The organism is Streptomyces sp. NPDC048191 (genome assembly GCF_040652655.1).
Taxonomy (GTDB): Bacteria; Actinomycetota; Actinomycetes; order Streptomycetales; family Streptomycetaceae; genus Streptomyces.
This window is the reverse complement of sequence record NZ_JBEZMO010000016.1, coordinates 99,750-119,477: the sequence shown is the minus strand read 5'-3', so window position 1 is coordinate 119,477 and position 19,728 is coordinate 99,750. Positions and strand designations below refer to the sequence as shown.

Genomic DNA, 19,728 nt, shown 5'->3' with positions numbered 1-19,728 from the left:
CCGGCTTCACACCTCGTCGCGTGCCATCGACAGCAGTCGGTCCAGGACGCGGGGGGCGCCCGCGCGCAGGCCGTCGTGCTCGAACTCGTTCGTGACCCAGGTGCGCAGGCCGCGGATGGTGCGCGCGGTCTCCAGGGAGTGCGCGGTGTCGACGTACATGTCGTCGTGGTAGACGGCCGCCACCACCGGCACCTCGTTGGCGGCGAGGCGGGCGGGGTCGTACAGGGGCTGCCAGTCGGTGCGGGCGGCGAGCAGGTCGGCCGTCTCGCGCAGCGGGCGCAGCGCCGGATCGGCCTCGAACATCCAGGGGTGGACGGTCTCGCCGGTGAACAGCACCGGGGTGTCGCCCGCGAGCGCCTTGGCCGCGTCGAACTGCGGGAACTCGGCGCGCACCCGCGCGGCGGCCCAGGCGGTGGGGCGGGCGCCCTGGCCGTAGATGGACTCGTGGACGAGCGCGTAGAGGGGGTGGGCGGCGTACGACAGCAGGGACTGGGCCTGCTCCTGGAAGGCGTCGGACAGCTCGGGGCCACCGGGTGTGCGCACGAAGGCGTCCTCCAGGAGGTGGTGCAGCCGGTGGCTGCCGTCGCTCGCGCCGAGCATCAGGCCGAGGGACTGGAACGCCTCGACGGTGAACCGGTAGCCGTTCGGGAGGGTCACGTCGTGGGTGAGGAGGTGGTCGGCGATGTGACGGGCCCGTTCCACGTCCTGCGGGTAGCGGGCGTAGTGCGCGGTGACCTTGCGTTCGATCCGCGGGTAGGCCGCGCGGTAGACGTCGTCGGCGTGGGCGTGCAGGGAGGGCAGGCCTCCGGTGATGACGGCGGTGTCCAGGCCCTCGGGGGCGAGGGAGAGGTATGACACCGTGCAGAAGCCGCCGAAGCTCTGGCCGAGCACGGTCCACGGCGCGCCGCCGGTGACCTGCGGGCGGATGGTCTCGCAGTCCCGGACGATCGCGTCGGCGCGGAAGCGGGTGAGGTAGTCGGCCTGTTCGGCGGGGCTGCCGCGCAGCGGGAGCGTCTGCCGGGTGGCGGGTGTCGAGCTGCCGGTGCCGCGCTGGTCGAGCAGCAGGACGCGGTAGTCCTTCAGAGCCCGGTCGAGCCACGCCTGACGTCCGACGAAACGATTCGCCCCGAACCCGGGACCGCCCTGGAGGTACAGCAGCCACGGCAGTTCCTGCCCGGCCTTATCGCTCGCGACCGCCTCGCGGGCGTACAGCTCGATCGTCTCGCCGTCCGGCTCGGTGTGATCGAGGGGTACGGTGAAGCGGCGGTCGGTGAGGATGACGCCGGGCTGGCGGTAGCTGAGGCTCAACGGGTCTCCCGGGACGAACGGTGCGGACGCATCCCAGTTCAGCACATGACCGGACCCCCGCCGACCCCCGGGATCATGGATTGTTACTGAACTCCGGGTCAGCGTGCGGATCAGCGGGCGACGAGGCTGGAGCGGCGCACGACCAGCTCCGGCTGGAGCACCACCCGGCGGTGCTCGTGCGTCGGCGTGCCCTCGCCCTGCTCGGTCTCCTCCAGCAGCAGCTCGGCGGCCAGGGCACCCATGGTGACAGCGGGCTGCCGCACGGAGGTCAGCGGTACGGCCGCCGCCGCGGCGAACTCGATGTCGTCGTAACCGACGATCGCCAGGTCGTCGGGCACGGTCACGCCGGCCGCGTACATGGCCTGCAGCACACCGAGGGCGAGGAGGTCGTTGGCGCAGAACACGGCGGTGGGGCGGTCGACGAGGCCGAGCAGGCGGGCGCCGGCGTCACGGCCCGCGGCCACGTCGAGCCGCTCGGTGGGCAGCTCGCGCAGCGCCTCGGGGCCGAGCCCGGCCTCGGCCAGCGCGTTCAGGGCGCCGGTACGGCGGTCGCGGACCTGGTTGAGCCCGGGCGGCCCGCTGACGTAGGCGATCGAGCGGTGTCCGGCATCCACCAGGTGCCGGACCGCGAGGGCGCCGCCGGCCACGTCGTCCACGGAGACCGAGCACTCGGCGGTGCCCTCGGCGACCCGGTCGACGAGCACGAACGGGATGTTGTGCCGGCGGAAGGCCTCGATGTTCCTGCCGGTGGCGTCGGCCGGGGTCAACAGCACGCCGCGCACCCGCTGTTCGGCGAAGAGCGACAGGTACTCGGCCTCCTCGGCGGCGTTCTGGGCGCTGTTGCACACCATCACGCCGAGCCCCGCCTCGCGGGCCGCCCGCTCGGCACCGCGTGCCACGTCCACGAAGAACGGGTTGCCCATGTCGAGCACGAGCAGGCCCATGATCCGGCTGCGGCCCGCGCGCAGCTGACGCGCGGACTCGCTGCGGACATAGCCGAGCCGGTCGATCGCGGACAGCACCCGTGCCCGGGTCTCACTGGCGACGGTGTCCGGGCGGTTGATGACGTTCGACACCGTTCCCACCGACACTCCGGCGGCACGGGCGACGTCCTTGATACCCACCGACTGGGCCATCGGGTGAAGACCTCCAGGGGACGAGGGGCGGCGGGACGACCTTCACATTACCGTCATGCAGGCAGCGCGAAGTCGGCCACGTAGAGGGGTGAGGGGGTCGTACCGGTGGACCTCTCCTGGTACATGAAGGACAGGACGTCGTCCGCCCGGATCCGCGTCTCGTCGATCACCACTTCGCCGAAGGCGTTCAGACCACCGCCGTCATACAGCGGTGTCCAGTCGGTGTGACCGGAGGCTTTGGAGGCGGCGGCGATGCGGCCGTAGGGAAAGACCGCGTAGGCGTTGTCGTACCGGTCCAGGACGAGCTGGGTGCGCTGGGTGGAGTCGAGCGGGAGGGGGATCTCGGTCTTCTGCCAGTGTCCGGAAGCGTTCTTGCGGAGATGGAAGGCGCGCCCGTGGGCGATGCGGTCGGCGACGTAGTCCGTGGTGCACCGGCCGAAGCGGCCGGGAACGTAGCTGATGACCGCGTGCGGACGGCCGGCCGAGTCGACGGCCTGGCTCTCCTGGTTCATGAGCGAATGGTCGGGGCCGAGCGGGTCCACCACCAGTCCGGGGCCGTCGACGGCGACCGTGTCCGGACCGCCGGTGGTGCCGACGAGCGCACCGGCGTCGTTGCGCCAGGTCCGTCCTCGGTCGGTGGAGTGGACGTAACCGGTGTCGTGGTTGCTCAGGCCGCCGCTGCCGCACATCACGGAGGCGCTCTGCTCGCGCCAGGTGAAGAGGGCGTGCAGCCGGCCCTGGGCGTCGTAGTCGAGGCCGTGCAGATACATGTTGCGGGCGTCACTGGAGCCGTGCGCGCTGGTGTAGGTGCCCGACGAGCTGCTCCACTCCCCCAGCACGGTCCACCGCGCACCGTCGTACTCCGCGAGGGCGTTGCGGCCGTCTCCGGAGACGCCGGCCCGGTACCCGAGCTGCAGCCTGCCCTCGGGGGTGCAGAGGAACTGCGGATACGTGAACCGCTCGGTGAGCGCGAGTCCGTCCAGGGTGGTGCGTACCGGACCGAAGGCGGCCGGGGTCCACGGTAGTTCGCCGTCGAGGAGCCCGGGGGCGGACTTCACGTAGAAGAAGCCGTCGCTGTGCGCGTCCATGACCGCGTGCAGCCGGCCGTCGGTCCGCGACACGCCCATCGAGATCACGTTGTGCGAGTCGTCGCTCGTGAGCCTGTGGTCGAGGGCCACCGTCGACCAGTGTGCCCCGCCCGTGGTGCGGCGGGCGAGGGTCGCGCTGCGGTCGGCGGAGTACCAGGCCGCGTACTGCCGGCCCCGGTAGGTGAACAGGCCGTTCTTCTGGAACGAGTTGTTGTTGACGAGGCCGTCGTACGACACGAAGTACAGGGCCCGGGCATCGAGGAGGGTGCGGCCGAGCCAGGTGACCCCGGGGGCCGCGGGCCCGCTTCCGGCGGCGGTCATGACAGGTGGAACACTTCCGTGAGCGGTTTCATCGCCTCGTCGGGCCGGGCGCCGTCCAGCGACTCGAAGAACGGCGCCATCTCCGCCTGCCAGCGGGCGTTGATCTCGGTTGCCTCCATGCCGGCCCGGGCGGCGGCGAAGTCCTCTGTCTCCAGATAGCCGACGAGCAGGCCGTCCTCGCGCAGGAACAGCGAGTAGTTGTGCCAGCCGGACGCCTTCAGGGCGCCGAGCATCTCCGGCCGGACGGCGGCGTGCCGCTCACGGTACTCCTCGAGGCGGTCCGTCCGGACCTTCAGCAGGAAACACACACGCTGCATCAACGACCCCTGGTCCGCTAGAAGTTGAACTGGCCGATGTTCTTCGCGTCAAATACGGTCGGCTTGCCCAGGGTGATCACGCCGTCCTTGCCGACGGTGTACGTCGTGGCGCCGGCCTTGAAGGTCTGGCCCTGCTTGCCCGTGATCTGTCCCGAGGCCAGCGCGACCGCGGCACGGGCGGCCAGGTCGCCGAGCTTCGCCGGGTCCCACAGCTCGAATGCGTCGACGGTGCCGTTCTTGACGTACTTGCGCATGTCGTTCGGCGTGCCGAGACCGGTGAGCCTGACCTTGCCCTTGTACTTGGAGCCGGACAGGTACTGGGCGGCCGCCTTGATGCCGACGGTGGTCGGCGAGATGATCCCCTTCAGGTCCGGGTGCTCCTGGAGCAGGCCCTGGGTCTGCTGGAAGGACTGCTGGGCGTCGTCGTTGCCGTAGGCGATCTTGACGAGCTTGATGTCCTTGTACCTGGGATCCTTCAGCTCGTCCTTCATGTAGCCGATCCACGTGTTCTGGTTGGTCGCGGTCTGCGCGGCCGACAGGATCGCGATCTCGCCCTTGTACCCGATCTGCCGCGCGAGCAGCTGCACCTCGGTGCGGCCGAGGTCCTCGGCGGACGCCTGCGAGACGAAGGCGTTACGGCACCCGGGGTTGGTGTCGGAGTCGTAGGTGACGACCTTGATGCCGTTGCTCATGGCCTGCTTGAGCGCGGTGCACAGGGCACCGGGGTCCTGCGCCGAGACGGCGATGCCGTTCACCTGCTGCTGGGTGAGCGTGTTGACGTAGCTCACCTGGCCGGAGGTGTCCGTGGCACTGGACGGTCCCACCTCCTTGTATGTGGAGCCGAGTTCCGCAAGCGCCTGCTGCCCGCCCTTGTCGGCGGTCGTGAAGTACGGGTTGTTCACCTGCTTGGGCAGGAAACCGACGGTGAGCCCCTTCTTCGTGGCCGCGTTCGGATCGGCCTTGCCCGCGGAGGCGGCGGAGCCGTCGTCGGCCTTGACGTCGTTCTTCGTCGTGCCGCCGCAGGCGGTCAGTGCCAGGGCGAGGGAGGTACCGGCGGCGAGGGCGGCGCAGGTACGGCGGAGGGATGGCTTGCGCATGACGAGGGTCCTTTACGGGGAAGGGGACGGACTACGAGGTCGGAGTCGAGGCGGCCCTGCGGCCCACCCTCGCGACCGATATCTGGCGCGCCACCCGGGGGCCCAGCACGGAAACGACCAGCAATACGCCGGTGACGACGATCTGCGACTGCGCGGAGACGTTCAGCAGGCTCATCACGTTCTGCAGCGCACCGAGCAGAAACACACCGGCGATCGCCCCGCCCAACGTGCCCCGGCCGCCGTCGAAATCGATACCGCCCAGCAACACCGCTGCCACGACGGAGAGTTCGAGCCCCGTGGCGTTGTCGTACCGCGCACTGGCGTAATGCAGTGCCCAGAAGACACCGGTGAGCGCGGACATGAACCCGGTGGCGAGGAAAAGGATCAGCTTCGTCCGCCTGACCCGGATCCCGGCGAACCGAGCCGCCTCCTCGCTCGCGCCCACCGCGAACAGCGACCGGCCGAACGGGGTGGCGTGCAGCACGACCACGGCGACGGCGAGCAGGGCCAGGAAGGGCAGGAAGGCCTGGGGCAGGAAGGAGTTCCCGACGCGACCGGCGGCGAAGTTCAGGTACGGGGAGGGGAAGTCGGTCACGGCGTCGGAGCCGAGCACGATCTGTGCGAGGCCCCGGTAGGCGGCGAGGGTGCCGATGGTGACGGCGAGGGAGGGCAGTCCGAGCCGGGTGACGAGCAGACCGTTGACCAGCCCGCAGACCAGGCCCAGCAGCAGGCAGAGCGGGATGATCGTCTCGATGGCCATGCCCTCGTTCCAGAGTCTGCCCATCACCGCTCCGGACAGCCCGGCCGTCGACGCCACCGACAGGTCGATCTCGCCGGCGACCACCAGCAGGGTCATGGGCAGGGCGATCAGGGCGATCGGGAGCGTGTTGCCCAGAAGGAACGACAGGTTGAGGGCGTTGCCGAAACCGTCCACGAAACCGAACGACATCAGCAGCAGGACGACGAGGAGCGCGCCGACGACCGTGTCCCAGCGGACGGCGCGGGTCAGCGACTCAGGCACCGGCGTTCTCCTTCGCCATGGTGGTGTTCCTCCGGTCGGAGTCCTTCTTCAGCGCGGCGGCCACCCGCAGCGCGACGATCCGGTCGACGGCGATGGCGAGCAGCAGCAGGACGCCGTTGATGGCGAGCACCCAGACCGAGCTGACACCGAGCGCGGGCAGCACGCTGTTGACCGAGGTGAGGAGCAGTGCGCCGAGAGCGGCGCCGTACACGCTTCCCGAGCCGCCGGTGAAGACGACCCCGCCGACCACGACGGCGCTGACGACGGTCAGTTCGTAGCCGTTTCCGGTGCCTGAGTCGACGTTTCCGAACCGGGCCAGATACATCGCCCCGGCGAGTCCGGCGAGGCCGCCGCAGAAGGTGTACGCGGCCAGGATCCGCTTGCGCACCGGGATACCGGCGAGCCGTGCCGCCTCGGGGTTGGAGCCGAGTGCGTACAACTCCCGCCCGCTGCCGAAGTGTTTGAGGTAGTAGGCGGTTCCGACGAGGACCACCAGTGCGATCAGGGCCGGCCAGGGGATCGCGGAGATGCCGCCGGAACCGAAGTCGACGAAGCCGCCCGGGAGGTCGGCCGCGGTGATCTGCCGGGAGCCGACCCAGATGGAGTCGACGCCCCTGATGATGTAGAGCGTGCCGAGGGTGACGACGAGGGCGGGCACCTGTCCGAGGCTGACCAGCAGCCCGTTGAGCAGCCCGAACCCGGTGCCCAGCAGGATCGCCAGGGTGACCGCGATCACCGGGTTGACGCCGCCGTGCAGACAGGTGCCGGCGGCGAAGGCGCTGATGCCGAGGGTGGAACCGACGGAGAGGTCCACGTTGCGGGTGATGACGACGAGGGACTGCCCGGTGGCGACCAGCACCAGGATGGTCGCGTTGAGCAGCAGGTCCTTGACGCCCTGCTCCGACAGGAACTGGCTGTTGCCCGCCTCGGTGACGGCGATCATCACCAGGAAGACGACCAGGATGGCGAGTTCACGCATCCTGAAGACGCGGTCCACCAGCCGGGTTCCACCGGACCGGGGCGTCTCGGTGGCGGGGGCGGGGTTCGGGCTTGTCACCGTCATGCGGCGGCCCTCCCGGTGGCCGCGGCCAGCACGGTCTCCTCGGTGGCCCGGGAGCGGGGGATGTCGGCGGTGAGCCGGCCCTCGTGCATGACGAGGACGCGGTCGGCCATGCCGAGGATCTCGGGCAGGTCGGAGGAGATCATCAGGACCGCCACGCCGTCGGCGGCGAGCTGGGACAGCAGCCGGTGCACCTCGGCCTTGGTCCCGACGTCGATGCCGCGGGTCGGCTCGTCCACGATGAGCACCTTCGGCCCGGTGGCGAGCCACTTGGCGAGGACGACCTTCTGCTGGTTGCCACCGGACAGCGTGGAGACGGCGTCGGCGATCCGGGCGTATTTCACCTGGAGCCTGACCGCCCAGTCCAGGGACCGGCTGCGCTCGGCACCCCGGTCCACCAGCCCGGCTCGCACGGTCGAACGCAGCCCGGTCAGGCCGATGTTCCGCTCGATGGACATGCACATCACCAGGCCCTGGGCGCGCCGGTCCTCGGGAACGAGGGCGAGGCCCGCGGCCATGGCGGTGGACGGCGCCCCGTTGGCGAGCCGGCGCCCGTCGACCTCGACCTCGCCCGCGTCCCAGCGGTCGACGCCGAACACCGCGCGGGCCACCTCGGTACGGCCGGCTCCGACCAGCCCGGCGAGACCGACGATCTCGCCGCGCCGCACCTCGAAGGAAACATCGGTGAAAACGCCTTCGCGGGTCAGCCGCCACACGCTGAGCGCCACCTCGCCCGGAGTGACGTCCTGCTTTGGATACAGCTCGTCCAGGTCCCGGCCCACCATGCGGCGGACCAGGTCGTCCTCGGTCATGCCGGCCAGCGGCTCGCTGGCGATCCGGGCGCCGTCCCGCAGGGTCGTCACCGTCCGGCAGATCTGGAAGATCTCCTCCAGCCGGTGCGAGATGAACAGCACCGCCGCGCCCTGCTCGCGCAGCGTCCGCACCACCCCGAAGAGGCGGGCGACCTCGCTGCCGGTCAGGGCGGCCGTCGGCTCGTCCATGATCAGGACCCGGGCGTCGAAGGACAGCGCCTTGGCGATCTCCACGATCTGCTGGTCGGCGATCGACAGACCCCGCGCGGGCCGGTCGGGGTCGAGGGCGACACCCAGCCGTTTCATCAGGGCGGCCGTCGCCGCGTGGGTGGCCTTGTGGTCGATCCGGCCCAGGGCGCGCTTCGGCCGGCGGCCCATGAAGATGTTCTCGGCGATCGACAGGTCGGGAAAGAGCGTGGGTTCCTGGTAGATCACGGCGATACCGGCGTCGCGGGCGTCGCCGGGGCCGTGGAAGACGACGGGCTCCCCGTCGAGCAGCACCTGGCCGGCGTCGGGCCGGTGCACCCCGGCGAGGGTCTTGATCAACGTCGACTTGCCCGCGCCGTTCTCGCCGGCGAGGGCGTGCACCTCGCCGGGCAACAGCTCCAGGGAGACGTCCCTGAGGGCGCGTACGGCACCGAAGGACTTGGAGACGCCCTTCAGCGCCAGCACCGGCGCCGGCCCCGGGTCAGGCGGGTGGGTCATGTCAGGCTCCTCGACGACACCGGCGGGACGGCCCCGAAGGCCTCCACCGCGCCGTGAAAGGTTTCAACTGGATTGCCGGGACCGTAGGCACCCCAGCCAGGGCACGTCAATGGGTCCGTGTCGAAAAACTTTCGATAGCCGAAGGTTCACGGCGGAGTCACGGACAACGGGGACGGTCGGAGTGCTTGACACCCTTCCGGGCGGCCCCTAGCTTGCGGTTCTGAATCGTTTCATAGCGCTGCGTCGTTACGACCGACATCACCAGGAGTCCTGCAGTGACCGACCTCGCCGCGGTGAAGGCCGCGCTCAAGACCCAGGCCGTCGAGACACCGTCGTGGGCGTACGGGAACTCGGGGACCCGTTTCAAGGTGTTCGCCCAGCCCGGCGTGCCCCGCGATCCGTGGGAGAAGCTGCAGGACGCGGCGAAGGTGCACGAGTTCACCGGCGTGGCCCCGACCGTCGCCCTGCACATCCCCTGGGACGAGGTCGACGACTACGCGGCGCTGGCGAAGTACGCCGAGGAACGCGGGCTGCGGCTCGGCACGATCAACTCCAACACCTTCCAGGACGACGACTACAAACTGGGCAGCATCTGTCACCCGGATGCGGCGGTGCGCAGGAAGGCCGTCGGCCATCTGCTGGAGTGCGTCGGCATCATGGACGCGACCGCGTCGAAGGACCTGAAGCTCTGGTTCGCCGACGGTACGAACTATCCGGGCCAGGACGACATCCGCGCCCGGCAGGACCGGCTCGCGGAAGGGCTGGCGGAGGTGTACGCGCGCCTCGGCGAGGGCCGGCGGATGCTGCTGGAGTACAAGTTGTTCGAGCCGGCGTTCTACACGACGGATGTGCCGGACTGGGGAACCGCTTACGCCCACTGTCTCAAGCTCGGGGACCGGGCCCAGGTGGTCGTCGACACCGGGCACCACGCTCCGGGGACCAACATCGAGTTCATCGTGGCCACGCTGCTGCGGGAGGGGAAACTCGGCGGCTTCGACTTCAACTCCCGTTTCTACGCCGACGACGACCTGATGGTGGGGGCGGCCGATCCGTTCCAGTTGTTCCGGATCATGTTCGAGGTGGTGCGCGGAGGCGGTTTCTCGCCCGACGTCGCTTTCATGCTCGATCAGTGCCACAACATCGAGGCGAAGATCCCGGCGATCATCCGGTCGGTGATGAACGTCCAGGAGGCGACGGCGAAGGCCCTGCTGGTCGACCGGTCGGCGTTGGCCGACGCCCAGCTCTCCGGGGACGTTCTCGCAGCGAATGCCGTGCTGATGGACGCGTTCAACACGGATGTGCGGCCCTTGCTCCGGGAGGTGCGGGAGGAGATGGGGCTGGATCCCGAGCCGCTCGCCGCGTACGCCCGCTCCGGATGGGCCGAGAAGATCGTCGCTGAGCGGGTGGGCGGGGAGCAGGCCGGCTGGGGGGCGTGAGCGTCCGCCGAGCCGGCGCCGCTGCGGGGTGCGGGCGCGTGGTGGCTCGGCGCACCCACACGGCGCACCCGCATGTCCGTACAGCCCCGCCCCTTCGATACGCCTCCTGTCGTGACCTGTGAAAGGGAACCGTTCTCATGGCAACCCATCCCGAAGCCGCCGCCCTCCTCGCCCGCTCCCACCGGCTCGGCTCCGATCCCCGGAACACCAACTACGCCGGGGGAAACGCTTCCGCGAAAGGCGTCGCCACCGATCCCGTCACCGGTGGTGATGTGGAGCTGATGTGGGTGAAGGGGTCCGGTGGGGATCTCGGCACCCTCACCGGGGCGGGGCTGGCCGTGCTGCGGCTGGACCGGTTGCGCGCGCTCGTCGACGTCTACCCCGGGGTCGAACGCGAGGACGAGATGGTCGCCGCGTTCGACTACTGCCTGCACGGCAAGGGCGGCGCCGCACCGTCCATCGACACGGCCATGCACGGACTGGTGGACGCCCCGCACGTCGACCATCTCCATCCCGACTCGGGCATCGCGCTCGCCTGTGCGGCCGACGGCGAGAAACTGACCGCCGAGTGTTTCGGGGACAGTGTGGTCTGGGTGCCGTGGCGACGGCCCGGCTTCCAGCTGGGCCTGGACATCGCCGCGATCAAGGCCGCGAACCCGCAGGCCGTCGGCTGCGTCCTCGGCGGGCACGGCATCACCGCCTGGGGCGACAGCGCCGAGGAGTGCGAACGCAACTCGCTCCACATCATCGGCACCGCCGAGACCTTCCTCGCCGAAAGGGGCAGGGCCGAGCCCTTCGGGCCGGTTCTCAAGGGGTACGGGGCGCTGCCCGAGGCGGAGCGCAGGACCCGGGCCGCCGCCCTCGCGCCGCATGTGCGGGCCCTCGCCTCCCGGGACAAGGCGCAGGTGGGGCACTTCGACGACGCGGACCCGGTCCTGGACTTCCTCGCCCGCGCCGAACACCCCCGGCTCGCCGCTCTCGGCACCTCCTGCCCCGACCACTTCCTGCGCACGAAGGTACGGCCGCTGGTACTGGACCTGCCGCCCACCGCGCCACTGGAAGAGGCCGTCGCCCGGCTGAAGGAACTGCACGCCGCGTACCGGGAGGAGTACGCCGCCTACTACCGGCGGCACGCCCTGCCCGACTCCCCCGCCATGCGCGGCGCCGATCCGGCGATCGTCCTGGTCCCCGGCGTCGGCATGTTCTCCTTCGGCAAGGACAAGCAGACCGCGCGGGTGGCCGGCGAGTTCTACGTCAACGCCATCAACGTGATGCGGGGTGCGGAAGCGGTTTCGGCCTACGCGCCCATCGAGGAATCGGAGAAGTTCCGCATCGAGTACTGGGCCCTGGAGGAGGCCAAGCTCCAGCGGATGCCGAAGCCGAAACCGCTTGCCACCCGCGTCGCCCTGGTCACCGGGGCCGGCAGCGGGATCGGGCGGGCCGTCGCGCACCGGCTCGTCGCCGAGGGCGCCTGCGTCGTCGTCGCCGACCTCGACGCCGGCAACGCCACCGCGGTGGCCGAGGAGTTGGGCGGACCGGACAAGGCCGTCGCCGTGACCGTGGACGTCACCGACGAGGAGCAGATCGCCGGCGCGTTCCGGGCTGCCGTGCTCGCCTTCGGCGGGGTCGACCTCGTCGTGAACAACGCCGGCATCTCCCTCTCCAAGCCGCTGCTGGAGACGACCGCGCAGGACTGGGACCTCCAGCACGACGTCATGGCCCGCGGTTCCTTCCTGGTCTCCCGGGAGGCGGCACGCGTGATGACCGCCCAGGGGCTGGGCGGCGACATCGTCTACATCGTCTCGAAGAACGCCGTGTTCGCCGGGCCCGACAACATCGCCTACTCCGCCACCAAGGCCGACCAGGCCCACCAGGTCAGGCTGCTGGCCGCGGAGTTGGGCGAGCACGGGATCCGGGTCAACGGTGTCAACCCGGACGGTGTGGTGCGCGGCTCCGGCATCTTCGCGGGCGGCTGGGGTGCCCAGCGGGCCGCGGTGTACGGGGTGCCGGAGGAGAAGCTCGGCGAGTTCTACGCGCAGCGGACCCTCCTCAAGCGGGAGGTGCTGCCCGAGCACGTGGCGAACGCGGTCTTCGCGCTCACCGGCGGGGACCTCACGCACACCACAGGCCTGCACATCCCGGTCGACGCGGGTGTGGCGGCCGCGTTCCTGCGGTGAGCGCGGACGTGAAGGCGTACGCCGCGGTCGATCTCGGCGCCTCCAGCGGGCGGGTGATGGTCGGCCGGGTCGGCCCGGACTCGCTGGAGCTCAGCGAGGCGCACCGGTTCCCGAACCGGCCGGTGCGCCTTCCGGAGGGGCTGCGCTGGGACGTCCTCGCGCTGTACGCGGGTGTTCTGGAAGGGCTGCGGGCGGCGGGGCAGGTGGCGTCCGTCGGCATCGACGGCTGGGCCGTCGACCACGGCCTGCTGGACGCCGACGGGGCCTTGCTGGGCAACCCGGTGCACTACCGGGACACCCGCACCGAGGGGGTCGCGGAGAAGGTGTGGGCGAGCGTGCCGGCCGAGGAGCTGTACGCGGCGACCGGCATCCAGTACGCGCCGTTCAACACCCTCTACCAGCTCACGGCCGCCCGGTCCGCGGTCCAGCTCGCCTGTGCCGAGCGGCTGTTGCTCGTGCCGGACCTCGTGTCGTACTGGCTGACAGGCGAGCAGGGCACCGAACTGACCAATGCCTCCACCACCCAGCTCGTCGACCCCCGGACCCGTGACTGGTCGTACGACATCGCCGGGCGGCTCGGCATCGATCTCGGGCTGTTCGCGCCGCTGCGGCAGCCCGGCGATCCGGCGGGAGTGCTGCGGCCGGAGGTGCTGGAGGAGACCGGGCTGACCGGCCCGGTGCCGGTGACGGCCGTCGGCTCGCACGACACCGCCTCCGCGGTGGCCGCCGTCCCGGCGACCGGTGAACGGTTCGCCTACATCTGCACCGGCACCTGGTCCCTGGCGGGGCTGGAGCTGACGGCTCCGGTGCTCACCGAGGAGAGCCGGGCCGCGAACTTCACCAACGAGCTCGGGCTCGACGGCACGGTCCGGTACCTGCGCAACATCATGGGGTTGTGGCTGCTCCAGGAATGCCAGCGTGCCTGGGGTGGCGCCGGCCTGGGGGCGCTGTTGCGTGAGGCCGGCGCCGCGCCGGCGCTGCGCTCGGTGGTGGACGCCGGGGACGAGACGTTCCTCGCGCCGGGGCGGATGCCGGAGCGGATCGCCGAGGCGTGCCGGGCGTCCGGCCAGCCGGTGCCGGTGACGCGGGCGGAGGTGACCCGGTGCATCCTGGACTCGCTGGCGCTGGCCCACCGGCGGGCCGTGGCGGACGCGCAGCGGCTGGCCGACCATCCGGTGGACGTGGTGTACCTCGTCGGCGGAGGCACCCGCAACGCGCTGCTGTGCCAGCTGACCGCCGACGCCTGCGGGCTGCCCGTGGTGGCCGGTGCGACGGAGGCGGCGGCCCTCGGCAACGTCCTGGTCCAGGCCCGTGCCCATGGGCTCGGCGGCGACCTGGCCGCGATGCGCGGGCTGCTCAGCCGTACCCAGCCGCTGACCCGGTACACGCCCCGCGGCGACGGCGGCCGCTGGCGGGAGGCCGAGGCGCGGCTCGCCACGCGGTGAGCGGCCCTCTCCCGTCGGCGGTGTCCGCCTACTACCCTGCACTCGTCCGATGACCGACCCCGAGGAGCCGCGATGCGTGTCGCCCTGTTCCTGACCTGTGTCAACGACACGCTCTATCCGGACACCGGCCGTGCCGTGGTGAAACTGCTGACCAGACTGGGTGTCGACGTCGACTTCCCGATGGGGCAGAGCTGTTGCGGGCAGGCGCATTACAACACCGGTTACCGACACGAGGCCGAGCCACTGGCCCGGCACTTCTCCGATGTCTTCGGATCCTACGAGGCGATCGTGACCCCGTCCGGATCCTGCGGGGCGATGGTGCGGGAACTGTATCCACGGATGGGCGAGCGGGCGCGTGCCGAGGGGCGCGGGGACTCGCTGGCGCGGACGCTGGCGCCGGTGGTGCCGAAGACGTACGAACTCACGGAGTTCCTGGTGGATGTGCTCGGGGTGACGGACGTCGGCGCCTACTACCCGCACAAGGTGACCTACCATCCGACCTGTCACGGCCTGCGTTCACTCGGTCTGGGCGGGCGGCCGCGCCGGCTGCTGCAGGCGGTCAAGGGCCTGGAACTGGTCGAGCTGCCGGGTGCCGAGGAGTGCTGTGGGTTCGGCGGCACCTTCGCGGTGAAGAACGCCGAGGTGTCGGCGGCGATGGGCGCGGACAAGGTGCGCAGTGCGGAGTCGACGGGCGCGGAGGTGCTGTGCGCTGCCGACAACTCGTGTCTGATGCACATCGGCGGAACCATGAGCCGCCTCGGGGTGGGCATGCGCCCCGTCCACCTCGCGGAGATCCTGGCGAGCACGGAAGAGGAGCCCGCCGTATGAGCGGCACGTTCGTCGGCATGCCGGCCTTCCCCCGGGCCGCGCGCGAGGCCGTCCACAATCCCACCCTGCGCGGCAATCTGCGGCACGCGACGCACACCATCCGCGCCAAACGGGCCAAGGCCGTCGCCGAGTTGTCCGACTGGACGGAACTACGCGCGGCGGGACGCCTGATCAAGGACCACACCCTGCGCCATCTCGACCGCTATCTGGTGCAGTTGGAGGAGTCGGTCACCGCGGCGGGCGGTACGGTCCACTGGGCCGCCGACGCCGACGAAGCCAACCGGATCGTCGCCGAACTCGTCAAGGAGACCGGCGAGTCGGAGGTCGTCAAGGTCAAGTCGATGGCCACGCAGGAGATCGGTCTGAACGAAGCCCTCGAGAAGGAGGGCATCCGCGCCTACGAGACCGATCTCGCCGAGTTGATCGTGCAGTTGGGCAGGGACCGGCCCTCGCACATCCTCGTCCCCGCCATCCACCGCAACCGGGGGGAGATCCGGGACATCTTCCGCTCCCGGATGGGCGCGTGGGGACGTCCGGCTCCCGAAGGGCTGACCGACGCGCCCGCCGAACTGGCCGAGGCCGCGCGGCTGCACCTGCGGGAGAAGTTCCTGCGGGCCAAGGTCGGCATCTCCGGTGCCAACTTCATGGTCGCCGAGACCGGCACCCTCGTGGTCGTCGAGTCCGAGGGCAACGGGCGGATGTGCCTCACCCTGCCGGAGACACTGATCTCGGTCGTCGGCATCGAGAAGATCGTGCCGACCTGGCGGGACCTGGAGGTCTTCCTGCAGACGCTCCCCCGCTCCTCCACCGCCGAGCGGATGAACCCGTACACGAGCATGTGGACCGGCACGACCGACGACGACGGGCCCCGCACCTTCCATCTGGTGCTGCTCGACAACGGCCGCACCGACACCCTCGCCGACCAGGTCGGCCGCCAGGCGCTGCGCTGCATCCGCTGTTCGGCCTGCCTCAACGTCTGCCCGGTCTACGAACGCGCCGGCGGACACGCCTACGGCTCCGTCTACCCCGGCCCGATCGGTGCCATCCTCAGCCCCCAGCTCCGGGGCACGGCAAGCGAGATCGACGCCTCCCTGCCGTACGCGTCGAGTCTGTGCGGCGCCTGCTACGAGGTGTGCCCGGTCGCCATCGACATCCCCGAAGTCCTGGTCCACCTGCGCGAACGGGTCGCCCAGGGCGGCACGGCGACACGCGCGGGCAACAAGGTCCTCCTCAGACCCGCCAAGGGTCACGCGGCCGAACGGGCGGCCATGCGCGCGGCCCGCTGGGCGTTCCTCCACCCGGCCGCCCTGCGCACCGGCCAACGGCTCGCTTCCCGCACCCGCCGCCTTCACCCCCGTACCCTGCCGGGCCCGGGCAAGGCGTGGAGCGGCACCCGGGACCTGCCGGCCGTACCGGCGCAGCCCTTCCGGGACTGGTGGCGGCGCACGCACGGCGAGAACGGAGACAAGGGGGCGGCCGAGTGAGCAGCAGGGAACGGATCCTGGGCCGGGTACGGCGGGCGCTCGCCGACGTGACCCCGGACGAGAGGCCCTACGCGGAAGCGCTGCCCCGCGACTATCTGCGCGAGCACGGGCAGCGGACGACCGGGCGGACGGTGGAGCTGCTGGCCGAGAACCTGGCGGACTACCGGGCCGTCGTGCACCGCAGCGACGCCGAGGAGATGCCGCTCCTCGTCATGCGGCTGCTGGCCGCGCACGGCTCCCAGGAGGTGCTGGTGCCGCCCGGGCTGCCGCCGCAGTGGCTGGCCGCCGCGGACCCGGTGCGGATCCACGACCGGGCGGCGAACACGCCGCAGCGGCTGGACCGGGTGGACAGTGTGGTCACGGGCTGTGCCGTGGCGATCGCCGAGACCGGCACGATCGTCCTGGACGGCGCCGCCGACCAGGGCCGACGCCGCATCACCCTGATTCCCGACCACCACATCTGTGTCGTCCGGGTCCCGGACCAGGTCGTCTCCTCGGTCCCGCAGGCCCTCGAACGCCTCGATCCGGGGCGCCCGTTGACCTGGATCTCCGGCCCGTCGGCGACCAGCGACATCGAACTGGACCGGGTGGAGGGCGTACACGGGCCGCGGAAACTGGAGGTGATCCTGCTCGGCTGACGGAGCGCTCTCCCTGGGGACACAGCGCACCACCCGCTCGGGCGGCACCGCCGCGCACGGCCCGAGCGGTCCCGATAGCGTGCGGACATGATCCGGTTCGAGCAGGTCACCAAGCGGTATCCGGACGGTACGACGGCCGTGCACGACCTCTCCTTCGAGGTGGCCGAGGGTGAGCTGGTCACGCTCGTCGGCCCCTCGGGGTGCGGCAAGACGACGACCATGATGATGGTCAACCGGCTGATCGAACCGACCTCCGGCCGGATCCACGTCGACGGAGAGGACATCACCACCGTCGACCCCGTGCGGCTGCGCCGCCGCATCGGGTACGTCATCCAGCAGGTGGGCCTCTTCCCGCACCGCACCGTCCTGGACAACACCGCGACCGTGCCGGCACTGCTCGGCTGGAAGCGGGCGAAGGCGCGGGCGCGGGCCGCGGATCTGCTCGATCTGGTGGGGCTCGACCCGAAGACGTACGGGCCGCGCTATCCGGAACAGCTCTCGGGCGGGCAGCGGCAGCGGGTCGGCGTGGCGCGGGCGCTCGCGGCGGATCCGCCGGTGCTGCTGATGGACGAGCCGTTCGGCGCGGTGGACCCGGTGGTGCGCGAGCAGTTGCAGGACGAGTTCCTGCGGATGCAGGCGGCGGTGCGCAAGACCGTGCTGCTGGTCACCCACGACATCGAGGAGGCCGTCCGGCTCGGCGACCGGATCGCCGTCTACGGCGAGGGCCGGATCGAGCAGTTCGACACGCCGGGCGCGGTGCTCGGCGCGCCGGCGACGCCGTACGTCGCCTCCTTCGTGGGCGCCGACCGCGGGCTGAAGCGGCTGTCGGTCACCGCGATCGAGCCGGACGACCTGGAACAGCCGCCCGTGGCCCGGCTGGACGAGCCCGCCGCGCGGACCCTGGAGCGGCTGCGGGCCGAGGGCGCCCGCTGGGCCGTCGTCCTCGACGCGCACGGCGATCTGCACGGCTGGGTCGGCGTCGACGGGCTCGCGCGGGGCGGCACGGTCGGTGACCGCACCCACCGGATGACCGCCTGGGTGCCGGTGGGCGCGCCGCTGAAGCAGGCGTTCGGCATGATGCTCCAGTACGACGCCGGGTGGGTCGCGGTGCTGGACGGCGCCCGCTTCCTCGGCGTGCTCACCCCGGCCAAGCTGCACGAGGCGCTGCGCCGTTCGGTGGACGCGGACGCGCGGGGTGTGGCGCGCGGGCAGGTGACCTTCGACTCGGTGGCGGACGCCTGAGCCCGGTCATGTCAGCAGGCCCTTGTCCCTCAGCCAGGTCCGGGCCACGTCGGCGGGCAGTCGGCGCCAGCTGTCCACCTGTTGGTTCAGCTGCGCCAGGTCACGGGTCGTGAGGACCTGGTTGAGCCTGCCCAGCGCCTTCGCGACGCGTTCACTGCCGGCGCGGGAGCGGTTGACGACCGGGACGACGTAGTCGGCGTTCTGGAGGTGTCGGTCGTCGGCGAGCAGGACCAGCCCGAAGGAGTCGAGGGTGGCGTCCGTGGTGGTGGTGAGCAGCATCTGGTCCCGGCCCTCCTGCACGGCCCGTTTGGCCTGGGTGGTGCCGACACCCCTGGGGTCGACGCCGATGACGCGGATGCCGTACACCTTCTTCAACCCTGGTTCGCAGTACGGGCGTTGCACGCACTCGTCGCCCGCCGCGAGCCGTACCTCCAGCTGTGCGGCGCCGAGGTCGCCGAGGGTCCTGAGGTGGTGCCGGCGGGCGTAGGCGGCGGTCACCGCGAAGGCGTTCTGGTCGACGGCCCGGCCGGGTGGGAGCAGGGTGAGTCCGCGGGGTGTGGCGAGCGCGCGCAGGGCCTTCATGGTGGCGGCGAGGTCGGGCGAGCCGACGGGTTTCGCGTCGGTGCCGTGGGTCTTGGCGTTCAGCCAGTCGGCGAAGGTGGCCGCGTACTCGGGCACGACGTCGATCTGGCCGGATTCCAGGGCGGGTTCGTACAGCTCCCGGTTGGCGACCGTGAGGATCGAGGTCCTGTAGCCGGCCCGGTTCAGCAGCTGGGCGTACATCTGGGCGAGCAGGTCACTCTCGGTGAAGCCGGCGGTGCCGATGGTCAGGTGGTGGCTGTCGCCGGGTGGTGCGGTGACCTCGCCGCGGTTCTCCAGGGAGGGGCCGGCGGAGCAGGCGGTGAGGAGGAGCAGCGCGACGGCTGTGCGGGCTCGTCTCATCGGCCGCCCCGCGTCCGCCCCGGTGCCAGCCGCTCGGCGATCTCGAAGACGCCCTCGACGACCAGCGCGAACACGGCGACGAGCAGGGCGCCGGCGACCACCTGGGGTGTACTGGCGAGGTTGAAGCCGGCGGTGATGATCCGGCCGAGGCCGCCGCCGCCCGCGAGCGCGGCGATGGTGGCGGTGGCGACGAGTTGGACGGCGGCGATCCGCACCCCGTTCATGACCAGCGGCAGCGCGAGGGGGAGTTCCACGCGCAGCAGCGTCTGCCGTCCGGTCATCCCCATGCCCCGGGCCGCCTGGACGACGTCGCGGTCGACCTCGCGCATGCCGACGTAGGCGTTGGTGAGCAGCGGGGGTACGGCGAACAGCACCAGGGCCACCACGGTGGGCCCCTCGCCCCACCTGCCGACCGGGGTCAGGAGCAGCAGGACCAGGACGGCGAAGGTGGGCACGGCCCGGCCCACGTTGGAGATGTTGACGGCGAGCGCACCGCCCCTGCCGAGGTGGCCGAGGACCAGGGCGACGGGCAGCGCGATCAGGCAGCTGAGGAGCAGGCAGACGACCGTGAGCACCAGGTGCTGGAGGAGCCGGTGCCGGACGCCGTCGTCGCCCGACCAGTGGGTGGGGTCGGTGAGCCAGTGCCAGGTCGCGGTGAGCGTGTTCATGCG

The 19,728-nt window shown here is 71.2% G+C and carries 17 protein-coding genes; 7 read left to right on the top strand and 10 right to left on the bottom strand.

The window, feature by feature from the left end:
• Positions 1–6: 6 nt before the first annotated feature.
• The 8 genes from AB0D93_RS25215 to AB0D93_RS25180 form a co-directional block, all read right to left on the bottom strand.
• Positions 7–1,308 (bottom strand): alpha/beta fold hydrolase, encoded by a 1,302-nt coding sequence (locus tag AB0D93_RS25215; RefSeq protein ID WP_362123137.1) that lies wholly within the window; start codon positions 1,306–1,308, stop codon positions 7–9.
• Between the two features lie 110 nt (positions 1,309–1,418).
• Positions 1,419–2,444 (bottom strand): LacI family DNA-binding transcriptional regulator, encoded by a 1,026-nt coding sequence (locus AB0D93_RS25210; RefSeq protein WP_362123134.1) that lies wholly within the window; start codon positions 2,442–2,444, stop codon positions 1,419–1,421.
• Positions 2,445–2,497: 53 nt separating this feature from the next.
• Positions 2,498–3,853 (bottom strand): BNR repeat-containing protein, encoded by a 1,356-nt coding sequence (locus AB0D93_RS25205; RefSeq protein WP_362123131.1) that lies wholly within the window; start codon positions 3,851–3,853, stop codon positions 2,498–2,500.
• A complete protein-coding gene (locus AB0D93_RS25200; RefSeq protein WP_362123128.1) occupies positions 3,850–4,170 on the bottom strand; it encodes an L-rhamnose mutarotase in 321 nt (106 codons plus the stop codon). The genes AB0D93_RS25205 and AB0D93_RS25200 overlap by 4 nt, the downstream gene beginning before the upstream one ends.
• A gap of 17 nt (positions 4,171–4,187) precedes the next feature.
• Positions 4,188–5,267, bottom strand: coding sequence for a rhamnose ABC transporter substrate-binding protein (rhaS, locus tag AB0D93_RS25195; RefSeq protein WP_362123125.1), 1,080 nt, complete (start codon positions 5,265–5,267; stop codon positions 4,188–4,190).
• A gap of 31 nt (positions 5,268–5,298) precedes the next feature.
• The gene (locus AB0D93_RS25190) at positions 5,299–6,288 is read right to left on the bottom strand and encodes an ABC transporter permease (RefSeq protein WP_362123122.1); all 990 of its coding nucleotides are present in this window, start codon (positions 6,286–6,288) and stop codon (positions 5,299–5,301) included.
• The gene (locus tag AB0D93_RS25185) at positions 6,281–7,351 is read right to left on the bottom strand and encodes an ABC transporter permease (RefSeq protein WP_362123119.1); all 1,071 of its coding nucleotides are present in this window, start codon (positions 7,349–7,351) and stop codon (positions 6,281–6,283) included. Before AB0D93_RS25185 ends, AB0D93_RS25190 begins: the two co-directional genes overlap by 8 nt.
• The gene (locus AB0D93_RS25180) at positions 7,348–8,865 is read right to left on the bottom strand and encodes a sugar ABC transporter ATP-binding protein (protein ID WP_362123115.1); all 1,518 of its coding nucleotides are present in this window, start codon (positions 8,863–8,865) and stop codon (positions 7,348–7,350) included. Before AB0D93_RS25180 ends, AB0D93_RS25185 begins: the two co-directional genes overlap by 4 nt.
• 275 nt (positions 8,866–9,140) lie before the next feature.
• Between AB0D93_RS25180 and rhaI the strand changes: the two genes are divergently transcribed.
• From rhaI to AB0D93_RS25145, 7 genes are all read left to right on the top strand, one after another.
• Complete coding sequence (rhaI, locus tag AB0D93_RS25175; RefSeq protein WP_362123112.1) at positions 9,141–10,301, top strand: L-rhamnose isomerase; 1,161 nt, start codon at positions 9,141–9,143, stop codon at positions 10,299–10,301.
• 137 nt (positions 10,302–10,438) lie between these two features.
• Positions 10,439–12,478 carry a bifunctional aldolase/short-chain dehydrogenase gene (locus tag AB0D93_RS25170; protein WP_362123109.1) on the top strand — a complete coding sequence of 680 codons (2,040 nt, stop codon included), beginning with the start codon at positions 10,439–10,441 and terminating at the stop codon, positions 12,476–12,478.
• An 8-nt stretch (positions 12,479–12,486) separates the two neighbouring features.
• A complete protein-coding gene (locus tag AB0D93_RS25165; RefSeq protein ID WP_362123378.1) occupies positions 12,487–13,923 on the top strand; it encodes a rhamnulokinase family protein in 1,437 nt (478 codons plus the stop codon).
• Between the two features lie 72 nt (positions 13,924–13,995).
• Positions 13,996–14,751 (top strand): (Fe-S)-binding protein, encoded by a 756-nt coding sequence (locus AB0D93_RS25160; RefSeq protein WP_362123107.1) that lies wholly within the window; start codon positions 13,996–13,998, stop codon positions 14,749–14,751.
• The gene (locus AB0D93_RS25155; protein WP_362123104.1) at positions 14,748–16,235 is read left to right on the top strand and encodes a LutB/LldF family L-lactate oxidation iron-sulfur protein; all 1,488 of its coding nucleotides are present in this window, start codon (positions 14,748–14,750) and stop codon (positions 16,233–16,235) included. The genes AB0D93_RS25160 and AB0D93_RS25155 overlap by 4 nt, the downstream gene beginning before the upstream one ends.
• Positions 16,232–16,873: a lactate utilization protein C gene (locus AB0D93_RS25150; protein WP_362123102.1), complete on the top strand. Its 642-nt coding sequence runs from the start codon at positions 16,232–16,234 to the stop codon at positions 16,871–16,873. Before AB0D93_RS25155 ends, AB0D93_RS25150 begins: the two co-directional genes overlap by 4 nt.
• Positions 16,874–16,960: 87 nt before the next feature.
• Positions 16,961–18,115, top strand: coding sequence for a betaine/proline/choline family ABC transporter ATP-binding protein (locus tag AB0D93_RS25145; protein ID WP_362123099.1), 1,155 nt, complete (start codon positions 16,961–16,963; stop codon positions 18,113–18,115).
• A 6-nt stretch (positions 18,116–18,121) separates the two neighbouring features.
• On the opposite strand, the gene AB0D93_RS25140 is transcribed toward AB0D93_RS25145, so the two are convergent.
• Positions 18,122–19,057, bottom strand: coding sequence for an ABC transporter substrate-binding protein (locus tag AB0D93_RS25140; protein ID WP_362123097.1), 936 nt, complete (start codon positions 19,055–19,057; stop codon positions 18,122–18,124).
• Positions 19,054–19,725, bottom strand: a complete 672-nt coding sequence (locus AB0D93_RS25135) for an ABC transporter permease (RefSeq protein WP_362123094.1) — start codon at positions 19,723–19,725, stop codon at positions 19,054–19,056. The genes AB0D93_RS25140 and AB0D93_RS25135 overlap by 4 nt, the downstream gene beginning before the upstream one ends.
• Positions 19,726–19,728: the final 3 nt, after the last annotated feature.

Excerpts from the sequence above, each read along its gene's own strand:
- AB0D93_RS25135 (WP_362123094.1), bottom strand. The coding sequence starts at position 19,725 with ATGAACACGCTCACCGCGACCTGGCACTGGCTCACCGACCCCACCCAC.
- rhaS (WP_362123125.1), bottom strand. The coding sequence starts at position 5,267 with ATGCGCAAGCCATCCCTCCGCCGTACCTGCGCCGCCCTCGCCGCCGGT.
- AB0D93_RS25185 (WP_362123119.1), bottom strand. The coding sequence starts at position 7,351 with ATGACGGTGACAAGCCCGAACCCCGCCCCCGCCACCGAGACGCCCCGG.
- AB0D93_RS25145 (WP_362123099.1), top strand. The coding sequence starts at position 16,961 with ATGATCCGGTTCGAGCAGGTCACCAAGCGGTATCCGGACGGTACGACG.
- AB0D93_RS25140 (WP_362123097.1), bottom strand. The coding sequence starts at position 19,057 with ATGAGACGAGCCCGCACAGCCGTCGCGCTGCTCCTCCTCACCGCCTGC.
- AB0D93_RS25210 (WP_362123134.1), bottom strand. The coding sequence starts at position 2,444 with ATGGCCCAGTCGGTGGGTATCAAGGACGTCGCCCGTGCCGCCGGAGTG.
- AB0D93_RS25160 (WP_362123107.1), top strand. The coding sequence starts at position 13,996 with ATGCGTGTCGCCCTGTTCCTGACCTGTGTCAACGACACGCTCTATCCG.
- AB0D93_RS25155 (WP_362123104.1), top strand. The coding sequence starts at position 14,748 with ATGAGCGGCACGTTCGTCGGCATGCCGGCCTTCCCCCGGGCCGCGCGC.
- AB0D93_RS25205 (WP_362123131.1), bottom strand. The coding sequence starts at position 3,853 with ATGACCGCCGCCGGAAGCGGGCCCGCGGCCCCCGGGGTCACCTGGCTC.
- AB0D93_RS25180 (WP_362123115.1), bottom strand. The coding sequence starts at position 8,865 with ATGACCCACCCGCCTGACCCGGGGCCGGCGCCGGTGCTGGCGCTGAAG.
- AB0D93_RS25170 (WP_362123109.1), top strand. The coding sequence starts at position 10,439 with ATGGCAACCCATCCCGAAGCCGCCGCCCTCCTCGCCCGCTCCCACCGG.
- AB0D93_RS25200 (WP_362123128.1), bottom strand. The coding sequence starts at position 4,170 with ATGCAGCGTGTGTGTTTCCTGCTGAAGGTCCGGACGGACCGCCTCGAG.